General features: G+C 73.9%; 15 protein-coding genes. 11 read left to right on the forward strand and 4 right to left on the reverse strand.

All coding sequences use genetic code 11. The annotated features are described in order from the left end of the window. The first annotated feature begins 186 nt into the window (after positions 1–186). The 9 genes from ACSMHG_RS06270 (at position 187) to ACSMHG_RS06310 (ending at position 10,401) form a co-directional block, all read left to right on the forward strand. Positions 187–1,119, forward strand: a complete 933-nt coding sequence (locus tag ACSMHG_RS06270; RefSeq protein ID WP_435742754.1) for a Rossmann-like and DUF2520 domain-containing protein — start codon at positions 187–189, stop codon at positions 1,117–1,119. Beyond that, complete coding sequence (gene panC, locus ACSMHG_RS06275; protein ID WP_435742757.1) at positions 1,119–2,087, forward strand: pantoate--beta-alanine ligase; 969 nt, start codon at positions 1,119–1,121, stop codon at positions 2,085–2,087. Before ACSMHG_RS06270 ends, panC begins: the two co-directional genes overlap by 1 nt. Next, the gene (panD, locus tag ACSMHG_RS06280; protein WP_435742760.1) at positions 2,087–2,506 is read left to right on the forward strand and encodes an aspartate 1-decarboxylase; all 420 of its coding nucleotides are present in this window, start codon (positions 2,087–2,089) and stop codon (positions 2,504–2,506) included. The genes panC and panD overlap by 1 nt, the downstream gene beginning before the upstream one ends. Before the next feature lie 9 nt (positions 2,507–2,515). Next, entirely contained in the window at positions 2,516–4,222 is a 1,707-nt protein-coding gene (locus ACSMHG_RS06285) for an L-aspartate oxidase (protein ID WP_435742763.1), read from the forward strand. Next, complete coding sequence (gene nadC / locus ACSMHG_RS06290; protein WP_435742766.1) at positions 4,219–5,139, forward strand: carboxylating nicotinate-nucleotide diphosphorylase; 921 nt, start codon at positions 4,219–4,221, stop codon at positions 5,137–5,139. The genes ACSMHG_RS06285 and nadC overlap by 4 nt, the downstream gene beginning before the upstream one ends. 2 nt (positions 5,140–5,141) lie before the next feature. Further along, entirely contained in the window at positions 5,142–5,927 is a 786-nt protein-coding gene (locus ACSMHG_RS06295; RefSeq protein WP_435742769.1) for a type III pantothenate kinase, read from the forward strand. A gap of 132 nt (positions 5,928–6,059) precedes the next feature. Continuing rightward, entirely contained in the window at positions 6,060–6,407 is a 348-nt protein-coding gene (locus ACSMHG_RS06300; RefSeq protein ID WP_435742771.1) for a histone-like nucleoid-structuring protein Lsr2, read from the forward strand. A 180-nt stretch (positions 6,408–6,587) separates the two neighbouring features. Beyond that, on the forward strand, positions 6,588–9,179 hold the full coding sequence (locus tag ACSMHG_RS06305) for an ATP-dependent Clp protease ATP-binding subunit (protein WP_435742774.1): 2,592 nt from the start codon (positions 6,588–6,590) through the stop codon (positions 9,177–9,179). Positions 9,180–9,315: 136 nt separating this feature from the next. After that, complete coding sequence (locus ACSMHG_RS06310; RefSeq protein WP_435742777.1) at positions 9,316–10,401, forward strand: glycosyltransferase family 2 protein; 1,086 nt, start codon at positions 9,316–9,318, stop codon at positions 10,399–10,401. Here the strand turns inward: ACSMHG_RS06310 and ACSMHG_RS06315 are convergent. Next, complete coding sequence (locus ACSMHG_RS06315; protein WP_435742780.1) at positions 10,367–11,233, reverse strand: HhH-GPD family protein; 867 nt, start codon at positions 11,231–11,233, stop codon at positions 10,367–10,369. The two genes, ACSMHG_RS06310 and ACSMHG_RS06315, sit on opposite strands and share 35 nt — an antisense overlap. A 101-nt stretch (positions 11,234–11,334) precedes the next feature. Between ACSMHG_RS06315 and ACSMHG_RS06320 the strand changes: the two genes are divergently transcribed. Continuing rightward, positions 11,335–12,141: a hypothetical protein gene (locus ACSMHG_RS06320; protein ID WP_435742783.1), complete on the forward strand. Its 807-nt coding sequence runs from the start codon at positions 11,335–11,337 to the stop codon at positions 12,139–12,141. 18 nt (positions 12,142–12,159) lie between these two features. Here ACSMHG_RS06320 and disA read toward each other — a convergent pair whose 3' ends face one another. After that, positions 12,160–13,242, reverse strand: a complete 1,083-nt coding sequence (gene disA, locus ACSMHG_RS06325) for a DNA integrity scanning diadenylate cyclase DisA (RefSeq protein ID WP_435742785.1) — start codon at positions 13,240–13,242, stop codon at positions 12,160–12,162. Between the two features lie 102 nt (positions 13,243–13,344). Next, complete coding sequence (gene radA / locus ACSMHG_RS06330; RefSeq protein WP_435742787.1) at positions 13,345–14,757, reverse strand: DNA repair protein RadA; 1,413 nt, start codon at positions 14,755–14,757, stop codon at positions 13,345–13,347. Positions 14,758–14,955: 198 nt separating this feature from the next. Between radA and ACSMHG_RS06335 the strand changes: the two genes are divergently transcribed. Then, positions 14,956–16,026 (forward strand): LacI family DNA-binding transcriptional regulator, encoded by a 1,071-nt coding sequence (locus ACSMHG_RS06335; RefSeq protein ID WP_435742790.1) that lies wholly within the window; start codon positions 14,956–14,958, stop codon positions 16,024–16,026. Here the strand turns inward: ACSMHG_RS06335 and ACSMHG_RS06340 are convergent. Beyond that, positions 16,020–16,697, reverse strand: a complete 678-nt coding sequence (locus tag ACSMHG_RS06340) for a class I SAM-dependent methyltransferase (protein ID WP_435742794.1) — start codon at positions 16,695–16,697, stop codon at positions 16,020–16,022. The two genes, ACSMHG_RS06335 and ACSMHG_RS06340, sit on opposite strands and share 7 nt — an antisense overlap. Positions 16,698–16,710 lie beyond the last annotated feature (13 nt).

Here is a 16,710-nt window from a genome sequence, read left to right on the forward strand (position 1 = left end):
CCCAGGTCACGCCTGGGAACCGTTCTCCCGGAGGTCTGGACCGGCGTACCGTTGCCGCGCTGGCCCGGCGCACGATGGGTACAGCAGGACAACACAGGCAACGAGCACACGTCCGGTACCCACACCGGCCCGCACCCGGCGACGGGGGCGGGTGGTCGGAGGGACTGGAACGAAAGGTTCGACACCATGACGCACCGACCCCTCGGGGTGGGCGTCGTCGGCGCAGGTCGCGTCGGCGCCGTCCTCGCCGCCGCCCTCCGCTCCGCCGGCCACCGCGTGGTCGCGGCCGCCGGCGAGTCCGACGCCTCCCGCGCACGGATCGCCGAGCTCCTGCCCGGCGTGCCGAACGAGAAGCCGTCCGCGGTCGCCCGCGCCTGCGACGTGCTGCTGCTGACGGTCCCCGACGACATGCTCGGGAACGTCGTCTCGATGCTCGCCGCGTCCGGGGCCCTCCACGAGGGCCAGTACGTCGTGCACACCTCCGGCCGCCACGGCCTCGCCGTCCTCGAGCCGGCCCGCGCGGTCGGCGCGCGGGTGGTCGCCATGCACCCCGCGATGACCTTCACCGGCACCGGCGTCGACCTCGGCCGGCTCGCCGCCGACGGCGGCTGCGTCTTCGGGCTGACCGCCGGGCCGGCCGAGCGGGAGCTCGCCGAGGGGCTGGTCGCCGACCTCGGCGGCCGGCCGATGTGGGTGCCCGAGGAGATGCGCACGCTCTACCACGCGGGCCTGGCCCACGGCGCGAACCACCTGGTCACCCTGGTCACCGAGGCGATGGAGATGCTCGCCGCCGCCGGTGCCGACGACCCCGCCGGCACGCTCCGCCCGCTGCTGACCGCCGCGCTCGACAACGCGCTGGCTCACGGTGACGCCGCCCTGACCGGCCCGATCGTCCGTGGCGACGTCGGCACGGTGTCCGCGCACCTCGACGACCTGGTCGCGAACGCCCCGCACACGCTCCCGTCGTACGTCGCGCTGGCCCGCGCCACCCTCGGCCGGGCCGTCACCGACGGCCGGCTGCTGCCCATCCGGGCGATGAAGATCCACGAGCTGCTCGAGTCGGCCGTCGCCGAGGCGCCCGGCGCCGGTGCGACCGCCAGCGGGCGCGCACGCCGCTGATGACCACCGCCCCGGTCCTCGCGTCCACGCGCGAGGAGCTCAGCGACCTGCTCCTGGCCGCCCGGCGCGCCGGCCGGCCCGTCGGCTTCGTCCCGACCATGGGTGCCCTCCACGAGGGCCACGCGAGCCTCGCCCGCGAGGCCCGCACCCGCGTCGGCGACGGTCCCGTCGTGGCGTCGGTCTTCGTCAACCCGCTGCAGTTCGGCCCCGACGAGGACCTGGACCGCTACCCCCGCACGCTCGACGCCGACCTGGAGGTCTGCGCCCGCGAGGGGGTCGACGTGGTCTTCGCGCCGAGCGTCGCGGAGCTCTACCCCGGCGGCGTCCCGACGGGCGCCGGCGGCACGGCCGACGGGGCCGTGACCGTCGACCCCGGCCCGCTGGCCGACGTGCTCGAGGGGCGCACCCGGCCCGGCCACTTCCGGGGCGTGCTGACCGTGGTCGCGAAGCTCTTCGGCCTGGTCCGGCCCGACGTGGCGGTCTTCGGCCAGAAGGACTACCAGCAGCTGGTGCTGGTGCGCCGGATGGTCGCGGACCTGTGCCTGGGCGTCGACGTCGTCGGCGCCGAGACGGTCCGCGAGGTCGACGGGCTGGCGCTCTCCAGCCGCAACCGGTACCTCGACGCCGAGCAGCGCGAGGAGGCGCTGGCGCTGAGCCGGGCGCTCTTCGCCGCGCGGGAGGCTGCGCCGTACGGCGTCGCCGTCGCGCTCGACGCGGCGCGCGCGGAGCTGCGTCGGGGCAAGGCGGTCGACCTGGACTACCTCGAGGTGACGACGCCCGACCTGGACCCGCTGCCCGAGGCCGTGCCGTCCGGCACCCCCGCCCGGATCCTCGTGGCGGCCCGCGTCGGCAGCACCCGGCTGATCGACAACCTCCCCCTCGTCCTGGGCGACCCGGGCGACGACTCCAGCACCGACCCCAGCACCGACCCCAGCACCGACCCCAGCACCGACCGAGAAGAGCGCTGATGCTCCGCACCATGATGAAGAGCAAGATCCACCGGGCCACCGTCACGCAGGCGGACCTGCACTACGTCGGCTCGGTGACCGTCGACGCGGACCTCCTCGACGCCGCCGACCTGCTCCCCGGCGAGCTGGTCCACATCGTCGACATCACCAACGGGGCGCGGCTGGAGACCTACACCATCGCCGGCGAGCGCGGCTCCGGCGTCATCGGCATCAACGGCGCGGCGGCCCGCCTGGTCCACCCCGGCGACCTGGTCATCCTGATCGGCTACGGCCAGATGGAGACGGCCGAGGCCCGGGAGCACCAGCCGCACGTCGTCTTCGTCGACGCCGACAACAAGATCATGGCGACCGGCTTCGACCCCGCCGAGACCTTCGACGGCCCCGGTCTGGTCCGGGGCGACGCGACCGCCGGCCGCTAGCCTGCGACGATGCAGACCCCGGCGGCGGTACGCCGCGCCGTCCCGCTCCCGGGCCGCCTCGCGGCGCCCGAGCCGGGCTGGACGACCCGCGCCGACGTCGTCGTCATCGGCTCCGGCATCGCCGGCCTGACCGCGGCCCTCCGGCTGCGCGAGCACGTCGGCAAGGTCCTCGTCGTCACCAAGGACGTCCTCTCGGCCGGCTCCACCCAGTGGGCGCAGGGCGGGATCGCCGCCGCGCTGGGTGAGGGGGACACGCCGGAGGAGCACGAGGTGGACACCCTCGTCGCCGGCGCCGGCGCGTGCGACCTCGACGCCGTGCGGGTCCTGGTCGGCGAGGGCCCGGAGGCGGTGCGCGAGTTGATCGCGCTGGGCGCCCGGTTCGACGTCGACGCCTCAGGCCTGCTCGCGCTGACCCGCGAGGGCGGCCACCACCGGGACCGGATCGCCCACGCGGGCGGCGACGCCACGGGCGCGGAGATCCAGCGCGCCCTGGTCGCCGCCGTCGAGCTCGCGGCCGACATCGAGGTCGTCCAGCACGCCCTGGCCGTGGACCTGCTCCTCGCCGGGGACGGCGGGGTGGCGGGGGTGACGCTGCACGTGATGGGCGAGGGGGAGCGCGACGGCATCGGTGCGGTGCACTGCCGGGCGGTGGTGCTGGCCAGCGGCGGCCTGGGGCAGGTCTTCTCCCAGACCACGAACCCAGGGGTCGCCACCGGCGACGGCATGGCCCTGGCCCTGCGGGCGGGCGCGACCCTCCGCGACCTGGAGTTCGTCCAGTTCCACCCGACCGTGATGTACCTCGGCCCCGACTCCCGGGGCCAGCAGCCGCTCATCTCCGAGGCCGTCCGCGGCGAGGGCGCCTTCCTGGTCGACGGCCCCCCGGAGGCCGGCGGCCGCCGGCTGATGCAGGGCGTCCACCCGCTCGCCGACCTCGCGCCACGCGACGTCGTCGCCAAGGCGATCACCCGGCGCATGCACGAGACCGGACGGCCGCACCTGTGGCTCGACGCCCGCCACCTCGGCGCCCCCGGTGACGGGGAGGAGTACTGGCGGCGGCGGTTCCCCACCATCCTCGCCACCGCCCGCCGGCACGGCGTCGACCCGGTCACCGAGCTGCTGCCGGTGGCCCCCGCGTGCCACTACGCCTCGGGTGGGGTCCGCACCGACCTGTGGGGCCGCTCGGACGTGCCCGGCCTCTACGCCACCGGCGAGGTCGCGTGCTCGGGCGTGCACGGGGCCAACCGGCTGGCCTCGAACTCGCTGCTCGAGGGGTTGGTGTTCTCCCGCCGGATCGCGACCGTGCTGCCCGGCGAGCTCCGGCCGTGGTCCGAGCCGGCGCCGGACCCGCGCGCTCCCGGGCTGGTCGCCGGGTCGGCCCGCCGTGAGCTCCAGGAGCTGATGACCGACCGGGTGGGCGTGCTGCGCAGCGCCGAGGGCCTCGCTGCCGCGGGCGCGGCCCTCGCCGACCTGGCCGGCCGTCCGGCCGAGCTCGTCGACCTCGCGTCGTGGGAGACCACCAACCTGGTGACCGTCGCGACCGCGCTGGCCGGTGCGGCCGCGCGCCGAGAGGAGACCCGCGGGTCGCACTGGCGGGAGGACCACCCCGAGCGCGACGACGGGAGGATGGCCGGCCACTTCGACGTCACCCTCGTCGGTGGTGTGCCCTCGATCGACTTCCATCCCGCTCCTGCGACCGACGGAGACCTCGTCCGATGATCACGACCACGCCGTACGACGCCCTGCCGACCGACCTGCTCGCCGAGCTCGAGGCCGGCGGGCTCGACCCGCGGGCCGTGCACGCCCACGTCCTCCAGGCGCTAGCCGAGGACGTGCCGACCGAGGACGTCACCAGCCTGGCCACCATCGGCCCCGACACCCGGGCCGTCGGCGACGTCGCCGCCCGAGAGGCCGGGACGGTGGCCGGTCTCGGCGTCGCGGCCCTCGCCCTCCACCTGGTCCTGGGCGACCAGGTGCAGGTCACCGGCCGGGTGCCGGACGGCACGCGGGTGCGCCCCGGCGACGTGGTGATGCGGGTGGCCGGCCCGGCCCGCGGCCTGCTGACCGCCGAGCGGACCGCCCTCAACTACGCCAGCCACCTCTCCGGCGTGGCCACGGCGACGGCCGCCTGGGTCGAGGCCCTCGAGGGCACGGGAGCCCGGGTGCTCGACACCCGCAAGACGCTGCCGACGTACCGGTCGCTGCAGAAGTACGCCGTGCGCTGCGGCGGCGGCCTCAACCACCGCACCAGCCTCTCGGACCGGGCGATGGTCAAGGACAACCACGTCGTGGCGGCCGGCGGCGTGGTGCCCGCCTACCGCGCGGTCCGCTCGACGTACCCCGAGCTGAGGGTCGAGGTGGAGGTGACCGACCTCGACCAGCTCCGCGAGGTGCTCGACGCCGGTTGCGAGGAGGTGCTCCTCGACAACATGCCCACCGAGGTCATGGCCGAGGCGGTGCGGCTGGTCGACCGGCTGGGGCTGGCGGGCCGGGTGACGCTCGAGGCGTCCGGCGGGCTCACGTTCGACCGGGCCCGCGAGGTGGCCGCGACCGGCGTCGACTACATCTCGGTCGGTGCGCTGACCCACTCGGTGCGCGTCTTCGACCTCGGGCTGGACCTGCACGAGGAGGGGTAGCCGTGCCGTTGCTGGTCGCCGACATCGGCAACAGCCACACCGTCCTGGGGCTGGTCCAGGACGGTGAGGTCTCCGCGCACTGGCGCGTGAGCACCGGCGAGGGGCGCACGGCCGACGAGTGGGCGGTCCTGCTCCGCGGCCTGCTGGGCGGGCTGCCCGAGCGCGCGGCGGCCGGGGTGGAGGGCATCTCGGTCTGCTCGACCGTCCCCTCCGTGCTGCACGAGTGGCGCGACATGCTCGTGCGCCACTTCCCCGGGCTGCCGTGCCTGGTGGTCGAGCCGGGGGTGCGCACCGGCGTGCCGGTGCTCATGGACAACCCCCGCGAGGTCGGCACCGACCGGATCATCAACGCACTGGCCGCGGCACGGCTGCACGGGGGGCCGGCGATCGTCGTCGACTTCGGCGGGACGGCGACGACCTTCGACGTCGTGAGCGCCGCCGGGCAGTACGTCGGGGGTGCCATCGCACCCGGGCTGGAGCTCTCCCTCGAGGCGCTCGGCCGGCGCGGCGCCCAGCTCCGGGAGGTCGAGCTCGCCCGCCCGAGGTCGGTGATCGCCAAGAACACCGTCGAGGCGCTGCAGTCCGGCATGGTCTTCGGCGTCGCCGCGCAGGTGGAGGGGCTCGTGACGCGGATGACCGCCGAGCTCGGCGTTCATCGCGACGATATGAAGATCATCGCGACCGGGCACCTCGCGCCCTTGGTCCTCGTTGAGTGCGCGGTATTCACGGCCCATTCTCCATGGCTCACGCTGCAGGGTTTGGAACTGGTCTTCCGGCGCAATTCATGAACGGCGCCACGTCTTTACCCGAATAGGAGATCGAAGGAATTGGCCTAAACGAAACAACCTGGCAGGATCCATGGCGCCGGAATCATCCATGCCGGTCATCCACCGTCCGGTGACGTCAGTGAGGAAAGAATCATGGCGCAGAAGATCCACATCGTCCTCGAGGACGATCTCGACGGCAGCGAAGCGACCGAGACCGTCTCTTTCGCCCTCGACGGGACGTCGTACGAGATCGACCTGAACGACGAGAACGCCGACAAGCTCCGCGGTGTGCTCGCGCCGTACGTCGGCCACGCGCGCAAGGTGGCTGCGTCCCGTCGTGGCGGCGGCCGTCGCGGCTCGGGGTCGGGCAGCAGCGCGGGCAGCTCCTCGGGCTCCAGTGCCAAGGAGATCCGTGAGTGGGCCAGGAACAACGGGTACGAGGTCCCGGACCGGGGCCGCGTGTCGGCCGAGGTCCGCGAGGCCTACGACGCCGCCCACTGAACCTCGCTGACCCCTCAGCACCACCCGACGTCCCGGGGCGTCCGCTCGAGCGTGTTCGCTCACAGCGGATGCCCCGGGCGCGTTGTGAGGGAACGCGTAGGCTGTCGACGGGGTTGAACCGAATGTCCCGCCCGCCCCGGATGGTGGCGGACGGTCCCCCCAGAAACTCGAGGAGCGTGCATGTTCGAGCGGTTCACTGACCGAGCTCGCCGGGTGGTCGTGCTGGCCCAGGAAGAGGCCCGCATGCTCTCCCACAACTACATCGGGACCGAGCACATCCTGCTCGGCCTGATCCACGAGGGCGAGGGGGTCGCGGCGAAGGCGCTGGAGAGCCTCGACATCTCCCTCGAGGCGGTCCGTGCCCAGGTCGAGGAGATCATCGGCCAGGGGCAGCAGGCCCCGAGCGGGCACATCCCGTTCACCCCCCGCGCCAAGAAGGTGCTCGAGCTGTCCCTGCGCGAGGCGCTGCAGCTCGGCCACAGCTACATCGGGACCGAGCACATCCTGCTCGGCCTGATCCGCGAGGGCGAGGGCGTGGCGGCCCAGGTGCTCCAGAAGCTCGGCGCCGACCTCAACCGGGTGCGCCAGCAGGTCATCCAGCTGCTCTCCGGCTTCCAGGGCAAGGAGTCCTCGCAGTCGGCCGCGGCCGCCACGGGCGCCGGGGGCGACGCCCCGTCGTCCTCCCTGGTGCTCGACCAGTTCGGTCGCAACCTCACCCAGGACGCCCGCGAGGGCAAGCTGGACCCGGTGATCGGCCGGGAGCAGGAGATCGAGCGGGTCATGCAGATCCTCTCGCGGCGCACGAAGAACAACCCCGTGCTCATCGGTGAGCCCGGCGTCGGCAAGACCACGATCGTCGAGGGACTCGCGGCCGACATCGTCAAGGGCAACGTGCCGGAGACGCTGAAGGACAAGCAGATCTACACCCTCGACCTCGGCGCGCTGGTCGCCGGGTCCCGCTACCGCGGTGACTTCGAGGAGCGCCTGAAGAAGGTGCTCAAGGAGATCCGCACCCGCGGCGACATCGTGCTGTTCATCGACGAGATCCACACCCTCGTCGGCGCCGGCGCCGCCGAGGGCGCGATCGACGCCGCCAGCATCCTCAAGCCGATGCTGGCCCGCGGCGAGCTGCAGACCATCGGTGCGACCACCCTCGACGAGTACCGCAAGTACCTCGAGAAGGACGCGGCGCTGGAGCGGCGCTTCCAGCCCATCCAGGTCGCCGAGCCGTCGATCGCCCACACCATCGAGATGCTCAAGGGCCTGCGCGACCGCTACGAGGCGCACCACCGGGTCACCATCACCGACGAGGCCCTCGTCTCGGCGGCGACCCTGGCCGACCGCTACATCTCCGACCGGTTCCTGCCGGACAAGGCGATCGACCTGATCGACGAGGCCGGCTCCCGGCTGCGGATCCGCCGGATGACCGCCCCCTCCGACCTGCGCGAGTACGACGACAAGATCGCCGACGTGCGGCAGCGCAAGGAGGCTGCGATCGACGGCCAGGACTTCGAGGCCGCCGCCCGCCTGCGCGACGAGGAGAAGCAGCTCATCCTCGCCAAGTCCGAGCGCGAGAAGCAGTGGCGTGCCGGGGACATGGACGAGGTCGCCGAGGTCGACGAGGAGCTCATCGCCGAGGTGCTCGCCGTGGCGACCGGCATCCCGATCGTCAAGCTGTCGGAGGAGGAGTCCACCCGGCTGCTCAAGATGGAGGACGAGCTCCACAAGCGCGTCATTGGCCAGGACGAGGCCGTCAAGGCGCTCTCGCGGGCCATCCGTCGTACCCGTGCCGGCCTGAAGGACCCGAAGCGCCCCGGCGGCTCGTTCATCTTCGCGGGCCCCTCGGGTGTCGGCAAGACCTGGCTGTCCAAGACGCTCGCGGAGTTCCTCTTCGGCGACGAGGACGCGCTGATCCAGCTCGACATGTCGGAATTCGGCGAGAAGCACACCGTCTCCCGCCTCTTCGGCTCGCCTCCGGGTTACGTCGGTTACGAAGAGGGTGGCCAGCTCACCGAGAAGGTGCGCCGCAAGCCGTTCTCCGTGGTGCTCTTCGACGAGGTCGAGAAGGCCCACCCCGACATCTTCAACAGCCTGTTGCAGATCCTCGAGGAAGGCCGCCTGACCGATTCCCAGGGCCGGGTCGTGGACTTCAAGAACACCGTCATCATCATGACCACCAACCTCGGTACCCGCGACATCGCCAAGGGCATGAACCTCGGTTTCGCCGGCGCCGCGGGTGGTCCCGGTGACTACGACCGGATGAAGAACAAGGTCTCGGAGGAGCTCAAGCAGCACTTCCGTCCGGAGTTCCTCAACCGTGTCGACGAGGTCATCGTCTTCCCGCCGCTCTCGCAGGACCAGATCATCTCGATGGTCGACAACATGATCGCCTCCGTGGAGGTCCGCCTCCGCGACCGCGACATGAAGCTCGAGCTCACGCAGAACGCCAAGAACCTGCTCGCCGTGCGGGGCTTCGACCCCGTCCTCGGTGCGCGGCCGTTGCGGCGCACGGTGCAGCGCGAGATCGAGGACGTGCTCGCGGAGAAGATGCTCTTCGGCGAGGTCGGCCCGGGCATGATCGTGCTGGTCGACGCCGAGGGCGAGGGCCCGGAGGCGACGTTCACCTTCGACGGCCAGAAGGTCGGCGACCTGCCGGACCTGCCCCCGTTCGAGACTGCCGGCGTGGAGTCCGGAATCGAGTCGACGCCGGTCGAGGGCGAGGGCCCGAACGACGACGCCAGCGGCACCGACGTGCCGAGGTCCGGCGACTGACCGACGACCGCAGCACCACCCGCCACGGGCGGCACCCCTCGGGGTGCCGCCCGTGCGGCGTCCTACGGCGGCTCGTGGACCAGGCCCGACCCTTGCTGTGACTATCCCGTCGGGACCACCCCCTAGGCTGGCGACCGTGCTCCTCACCGTCAGCACCGTCAAGGACACGCTGCCCAACCTCCAGCGGTTCGTGGAGGGCAACCTCAAGGGCGGCGTCGACCACCTCGTGGTCTTCCTCGACGCCGGAGATCCCGAGGTCCGCGCCTGGCTCGACGACCATCCGAGGGTGAGCTGTGTGCGCACCGACTCCACCTGGTGGCGTGGCGAGCGACCGGCGGAGCTCAACGTGCGCCAGCGGATCAACGCCAACGTGGTCAAGGCGCTGCTGAGCCGCTGCGGCTGGGCGGAGTGGATCTTCCACGTCGACGCCGACGAGATCCTCCAGGTGGACCGGGAGGTGCTGGCTGCGGTGCCGGCCGAGACCCGCGTCGTGAAGCTGGCCCCGCTCGAGGCGGTCAGCCGCAAGCACTGGGACGGCGACCCCACCCACTTCAAGCGGCTCCTCGGGAAGCCGGACCTCACCCTGCTGCAGACCCTCGGCGCCATCGACCGGCCCGCCAACGGGGCCTACTTCCACGGCCACGTCGACGGGAAGTCCGGCGTCCGGCCCGCCACCGACGTGTGGCTGACCCTCCACCACGGGGTCGACGCCGCCAAGGATGAGCTGCCGGCGTACGCCGACGCGGAGCGGTTGCGGGTGCTGCACTACGAGTCCTTCTCGGGCGAGGACTTCGTCCGGAAGTGGACCTCCATCCTGGCCGCCGGACCGATGGCGAACTTCCGGCCCGCCCGGGAGCCCACCGCGGTCGCGCTGCGGGCGCTCCTCGACAAGGGGCTCACCGAGGAGCAGGCGGCGCCGTACCTGATGCGGATCTTCGAGCGCACGACCGAGGACGACTTCGAGACCCTCCGCGACCTCGGGCTCCTCGTCGAGGCCGACCCCCGCGCGGGCACGCACGTCCCGCTGGAACCTCCGGCCGGTGCGATCGACCAGCTGCGCGCGCTGCTGGAGCGGGTCCGGGACGAGCCGAAGCGCCTCTTCCACCCCGGCGAGCCGGCGGCGGCCGTCGAGCAGGTCCTGGACCGGGTCACCGCCGGCCAGGCCGGGGCGCAAGCCACGGACCAGGTCAGGGGAGCGCGTAGCTTCCTGCGTCGGTCCTGACCGCCAGGCCGTCGGCCACCAGGCCCGCCAGGCAGCGCCGGCGCTGGGCCTCGTCGGCCCAAGCGGCCTCGAGGATGCTCGGGTGGACCGCTCCGGTCGCGTCGCGCAGCACCGCGAGCAGCCGCCCGCGGCACTGCCGGTCGGTGCCGGCCCAGGTCTGCGTCCGCCGCGGCGGCCCGTCGTACGCCGGGTGGCCGGCCGCGCGCCACGCGCACAGGTGGGCGACGGGGCACGCAGGGCAGGCCGGCCGGTTCGCGGTGCACACGAGCGCGCCCAGCTCCATCACGGCGACCGCCCACGTCGCGGCGGTCTCCTCGTCGTCGGGGAGGACGCCGGTGGCCAGCTCCCGCTCCGCCTTCGTCACGTGCTGGGCGGGCAGCTCCACACCGCCGAGCGTGCGGGCCAGGACCCGGCGCACGTTGGTGTCGAGGACGACGTGGCGCTGGCCGAAGGCGAAGCTGGCGACGGCGGCCGCGGTGTACTCCCCGACGCCGGGCAGCGCGAGCAGGTCGGCGTGGTCGGTGGGCACCTCGCCACCGTGCCGCTCGACGATGGCGGTGGCGGCCGCGTGCAGCCGCAGCGCGCGCCGGGGGTAGCCCAGGCGGCCCCACATCCGGACCGCCTCGCCGGTCGGCTCCGCCGCGAGGTCGGCCGGGGCGGGCCAGCGCTCCAGCCACTGCTCGTGGACGGGGAGGACGCGGGCGACGGGGGTCTGCTGCAGCATCAGCTCGGAGACGAGCACCGACCAGGCCGACGCCTCCGGGCGACGCCACGGCAGGTCCCGCGCGTGCGCGGCGTACCACTCCAGGATCGGCTCGTGGAGGTCGCTCACCGGCCCATTCTCGCCTCCCACCACCCGCCGGCGCGCTTCGGCGGGGGCGTCCCCGGTGTGGCACCCGAGCTGCGGCGGCCGCGCTGACTAGCCTGCTGGCCATGACGTCGCTGACGCGTGGGCCGCTGCCGCCCTCGGTGTACTGGCGGCGCCGTCTGGTGGTGCTGTCGCTGGCCCTGGTGGTCGCGCTGGGGGTCGGCAGGCTGGTGTCCGGGGGGAGCGACGGCTCCGAGGCCGACCGGGCCAGCACCGTGGCAGCCGACGCGTCGACGCCGGCCCCGACCCCGACTCAGCCCGGGACGGGGACGGGCACGGAGACGGGCACGGAGACGGGCACCGTGCTGCCGTCCACCGGACCCGCTCCCGGCCAGGCCGCCGGCGGTACGACCGGCGAGGCGGACCCGAAGCAGGGCAAGCGGGGAAAGAAGGCCGCGCCGCCCGAGCCGGTCCTGACCGAGCCCGAGGGCCGGTGCGACAGTGCCGACGTGGCCGTGACCCCGGAGGTTCCCGAAGCGGTCGCCGGCCGTCACGTCGAGGTGGTGCTCAACCTCCGCACCGTGCTCAGCCCGGCCTGCACCTGGCGGGTCTCGCCGTCCAACCTGACGCTCAACATCACCTCCGGCAGCGACGACATCTGGTCGACGCGGGAGTGCCCCCGCGCGCTCCCCGCCGAGGACGTGGTGATCCGCAACAACGCGACCACGGCCGTGTCCGTCACCTGGCGGCGGGCTGCCCGGATGGACGACGAGTGCAGCCGGATCGTGGAGTGGGCCATGCCGGGCTACTACCACGCGACGGCGGCCGCCCTGGGTGGGGAGCCGAGCGACGTGCAGTTCCGGCTCGAGCCGCCGAGCGGCCCGTCGGCGTCGGGCGGGGCAGGCGGCGCGGACAAGCCGAAGCGCCGCTGAGCGCGCTCGCCGGCTGGCTCAGACGTACCGCTCGAGGATCGTCGACTCGGCCAGCCGCGAGAGCCCCTCACGCACGGAGCGGGCGCGCAGCTCGCCGACCCCGTCGACGGCCTGCAGGTCGTCGATGCCGGCCGAGAGCAGCTTCTGCAGCGTGCCGAAGTGCTCCACGAGGCGGTCGACGACCGGCCCGGGCAGGCGCGGGACCTTCGCGAGGAGCCGGTAGCCGCGGGGCGCGACCGCGCCGTCGAGGTGCTCCGCGGTGCCCAGGCCGAGCACCCGGGCCGTCGACGCGGGGTCGACGAGCTCGGTGGGGGAGAGCGCCTCGAGCTTCGCGATCACGTCCTCCGGGCTCTTGCTGCGCTTGCCGGCGGGCAGGTAGTCGCGGATGACCAGCTCGCGCTCGGCGTCGACGCCGGTCACCAGCTCCTCCAGCTGCAGCGAGAGCAGCCGGCCGTCGGTGCCCAGCTCGAGGACGTAGTCCTCGATCTCGCGGGCGATCCGGATGACCATCTCCAGGCGCTGGGCGACCACGGCCACGTCGCGGACGGTCACCAGGTCCTCGATCTCGAGCGCCGAGAGGGTGCTCGCGACCTCGTCGAGGCGGAGCTTGTACCGCTCCAGGGTGGCCAGCGCCTGGTTGGCCCGGGAGAGGATCTGGCCGGAGTCCTCGAGGACGTGGCGGGTCTCCCCGACGTACGCCGCGATGATCTGCATCGACTGGGACACCGAGATGACGGGGAAGCCCGTCTGCCGCGCCACCCGGTCGGCCGTCCGGTGCCGGGTGCCGGTCTCCTCCGAGGGGATCGTGTGGTCGGGCATCAGGTGGACCGCCGCCCGCAGGATGCGGGTGAGGTCCTTGTCGATGATGATGCCGCCGTCCATCTTGGCCAGCTCGCGCAGCCCGGTCGCGGTGAAGGGCACGTCGAGCACGAAGCCACCCGTGGAGATCGACTCCACGACCTTGTCGTTGCCCAGCACGATCAGCGCGCCGGTGCGGCCGCGCAGGATCCGCTCGAGCCCGTCGCGCATCGCGGTGCCGGGAGCGATGGAGGCCAGCGTGGCCCGCAGGCGGAGGACGTCCTCGGAGCGGTCGGTGGCCACGCGCGTCCTTCCGGGTCGGGCCCCCTCCGGGGCGGTCAGCGGCGCGTCCGGCCGCACGAGCACAGCGTAAGGCCAACCGGCCCCGCGGTCGGCGGTGGCGCGTCAGTCCAGCGCGTGCAGGGCGCGTGCCTGCTCCGCGGTGAGCCGGAGCAGGTGGAGCGCGGCGGCCACGCCGGGCACCTCGACGACCTTCATCCCCTCGACCTCGCGGTGCGCCCCGCCCCGCGGGCCGGCAGGCGCGCCGGCCGGCCGGGGCACGATCGCGACCTGGAATCCGAGCCGGGCCGCCTCCGCCAGGCGGAGCTCGAGGTCGCGGACCCGGCGCAGCTCGCCGGAGAGGCCGATCTCGCCGATGGCGACGGCCCCGGTCGGTGGTGGCGAGGCCAGCGTGGCCGAGGCGAGGGCGACCGCGAGGGCGAGGTCGGCGGCCGGCTCGTGGAGCCGCGCGCCACCCACGGTGGAGGCGAAGACGTCGTGCCCGTGCAGCCGGAGGCCGACGTGCTGCTGCAGCACGGCGAGGACCATCGCCATCCGGGAGGAGTCGAGCCCGGAGGTGGTGCGCCGCGGCCGCTCCTGCGAGGACGGCGTCACCAGCGCCTGCACCTCCGCCAGCAGGGGGCGGCGCCCCTCCATGGTCACGGCCACGCAGGTGCCCGGCACGCGGACGTGGTGGTGCTCCACGAAGAGGCCCGTCGGGTCCGCCACGGCGCTGATGCCCTCGGAGCCCAGGTCGAAGCAGCCGACCTCGTCGATGGGGCCGAACCGGTTCTTCACGGCCCGCACCATCCGGAACCGCGAGCCGCGGTCGCCCTCGAAGTGCAGCACGACGTCGACGAGGTGCTCCAGGACCCGAGGACCGGCGATCGAGCCGTCCTTGGTGACGTGCCCGACCAGCACGGTGGTGATGTTGCGGGTCTTGGCCATCCGCACCAGCGCGGCCGCGACCTCCTTGACCTGGGTGACGCCGCCGGGGACCCCCTCGACGCCGGGCGCGCCGATGGTCTGCACGGAGTCGACCACCAGCAGCGTGGGGCGGACCTGCTCGATGTGGGTCAGCACCGCACCCAGGTCGGTCTCGGCCGCGAGGTACAGCTCCTCGTGCACGCCCCCGGTGCGGTCGGCCCGCAGGCGCACCTGCGAGGCCGACTCCTCCCCGGTGACGTAGAGCGTGCGGTGCTGGTAGCGCGCGGTCTGGGCGGCGACCTCGAGCAGCAGCGTGCTCTTGCCGACGCCGGGCTCGCCGGCGAGGAGGATCGCGGCGCCGGGCACCAGCCCGCCGCCGAGCACCCGGTCGAGCTCGGGCACGCCGCTGCTGCGGGAGGCGGCGTCCTCGACCGACACCTCGCCGATCGGCACGGCCGGGCGCGTCACCGGGCTGGCCGTCGTGCGGCCGACCGGGGTGGCGCCCTCCGCGACCGAGCCCCACGCCTGGCACTCCCCGCACCGGCCCACCCACTTGGCGGTCTCCCACCCGCACTCGGAGCAGCGGTACGACGGTCGCGGTTGCTTGGGCATGCCCGAACGCTAGGCGAGGGCGCCGACAGTGGCCCGCGGCCGCGCCGCAGCGGGGCCCGGTCGGCCGGCGGGCCGGCGCTCACTCCCGGGACGAGGGCCCGAGGGCGCCGACCGTCGTTTATCGTGGGGATTGGAACGATCAAGTCGAGGCGACGCGGCGGTGCCGAAGGGTCCGCCGAGGATGCGCCGGAGGTGCTGATGACGCGGGTCCCCGGGCGGACGCCCACGGCTCCGCCCACCCTCGCCGACGTGGCCGAGCGCGCGGGCGTCTCGCGCCAGACCGTCTCCAACGCCGTGAACAACCCCGACCTGCTGCGTGCCGACACGCTGCTGCGGGTGCAGCAGGCGATCGAGGAGCTCGGCTACTCGCCCAACCGGGCGGCCCGCAACCTGCGCACCCGGGCCTCCCACCTGGTCGGCCTGCGGATCGGCCCGGTGCTGGAGGGGACGGCCAGCGCGGTCATGGACCGCTTCGTCCACTCGCTGGTCGAGACGTCCCGGGAGGCCGGCAAGCACGTGCTGCTCTTCGCCGGCGACCACCTCGACCCGCTGGCGGGGTACGACGACCTCCTGCGCTCCACCGCGGTCGACGCGTTCGTCGTCACCGACACCTACCTCGGCAATCCCCAGGCCGCGTGGCTGGGCGCCAAGCGCGCGCCGTTCGTCGCCTTCGGTCGCCCCTGGGACAACCCGGCCGCCGGCCACCCGTGGGTCGACGTGGACGGGGCGGCCGGCTGCGAGCTGGCGACCGACCACCTGCTCGACCAGGGCCACGAGCGGATCGCCTGGATCGGCTGGCGCAAGGACTCCTGGCTCGGCGAGGACCGGCGCTCGGGCTGGAGCCGGGCCATGCGCGAGCGCGGCCTGCCGACCACGGGTCTCGCCTCGCGCGTCGAGGACACCGTGGCCTCGGGTCGCGGCGCCAGCGAGGTGCTGCTCGACGAGGCGCGTCCGACCGCCTTCGTCTGCGCGTCCGACACGCTGGCGATGGGCGTCCTGCACACGCTCGCCGACCGGGGGCTCGTGCCGGGCCGCGACGTCGCGGTCGTGGGTTTCGACGACTCGCAGGTCGCCCAGGTCGTGCACCCGGGACTCACCTCGGTGCGCCAGCCGCTCGAGGAGGTCGCCGTGGAGGTGGTCAAGGCGCTCGAGGGGCTGCTGGCCCACCCGCCCGCGGTGGGCCGCGGCGTGCTGCTCACGCCGACGCTCGCCGTGCGGGGCTCGACCCTGGGTCCGGTCCTGGGCCCGACGCCGCCCGGGCCTCAGTAGCGGCGCCACCAGAGGTTGACCGCGTAGTCGACCTCCGTGCCCTCGTGCTCGGCGAGGACCTGCTCCGCCACGCTGGCCGGCAGCTCGATGCGGACCACCTGCTCGAGGTCGGCGCGCGAGGAGAACGACCACCCGACGTCCAGCGGTACCCGTGTCCAGCCCTGCTGCGCCCAGAACCGCTCGACGGTGGCCGGCTCCGGCAGGTGCGGGAAGCCCCGGCGGAACCAGTGGCCGAAGGTCGAGCGCGACGCGTCGTTGTCGATGACGAACGCCGTGCCGCCACGCCGCAGCACCCGCGCGAGCTCGGCCAGGCCCGGCTCGCAGCCGGGGCCGAAGAAGTAGGCCCACCGGGCGTGCGCCACGTCCACCGAGGCGTCCGGCAGCGGCACCGCCTGGGCCGTGCCGGGGAGCAGCTCGACGTTCGCCAGCCGGCGCGTCCGGCGCCGCGCGAGCGAGAGCAGTGCCGGGTGCGGCTCCACGCCGACGACGCGCGAGGCGGTGGCGGCGAAGCGCGGGAGGTGGAAGCCGGTGCCGCAGCCGAGGTCGAGGACCGTGCGGCCCTCCCACGGGGCGACGGCGGCCATCGCGTCCTCGATCCGCCCGTCCCGGTCGACCGCGCGGTTCTCGATCTCGTACGTCGCGGGGTGGCGCCAGATGTTCGGGCTCGGCACCGCCCCGGGGACG

This window comes from Nocardioides ureilyticus (genome assembly GCF_051280745.1).
Classification (GTDB): Bacteria; Actinomycetota; Actinomycetes; order Propionibacteriales; family Nocardioidaceae; genus Nocardioides.

Excerpts from the sequence above, each read along its gene's own strand:
- ACSMHG_RS06270 (WP_435742754.1), top strand. The coding sequence starts at position 187 with ATGACGCACCGACCCCTCGGGGTGGGCGTCGTCGGCGCAGGTCGCGTC.
- radA (WP_435742787.1), bottom strand. The coding sequence starts at position 14,757 with ATGCCCAAGCAACCGCGACCGTCGTACCGCTGCTCCGAGTGCGGGTGG.
- panC (WP_435742757.1), top strand. The coding sequence starts at position 1,119 with ATGACCACCGCCCCGGTCCTCGCGTCCACGCGCGAGGAGCTCAGCGAC.
- panD (WP_435742760.1), top strand. The coding sequence starts at position 2,087 with ATGCTCCGCACCATGATGAAGAGCAAGATCCACCGGGCCACCGTCACG.
- ACSMHG_RS06320 (WP_435742783.1), top strand. The coding sequence starts at position 11,335 with ATGACGTCGCTGACGCGTGGGCCGCTGCCGCCCTCGGTGTACTGGCGG.
- ACSMHG_RS06335 (WP_435742790.1), top strand. The coding sequence starts at position 14,956 with ATGACGCGGGTCCCCGGGCGGACGCCCACGGCTCCGCCCACCCTCGCC.
- ACSMHG_RS06305 (WP_435742774.1), top strand. The coding sequence starts at position 6,588 with ATGTTCGAGCGGTTCACTGACCGAGCTCGCCGGGTGGTCGTGCTGGCC.
- nadC (WP_435742766.1), top strand. The coding sequence starts at position 4,219 with ATGATCACGACCACGCCGTACGACGCCCTGCCGACCGACCTGCTCGCC.
- ACSMHG_RS06300 (WP_435742771.1), top strand. The coding sequence starts at position 6,060 with ATGGCGCAGAAGATCCACATCGTCCTCGAGGACGATCTCGACGGCAGC.
- ACSMHG_RS06285 (WP_435742763.1), top strand. The coding sequence starts at position 2,516 with ATGCAGACCCCGGCGGCGGTACGCCGCGCCGTCCCGCTCCCGGGCCGC.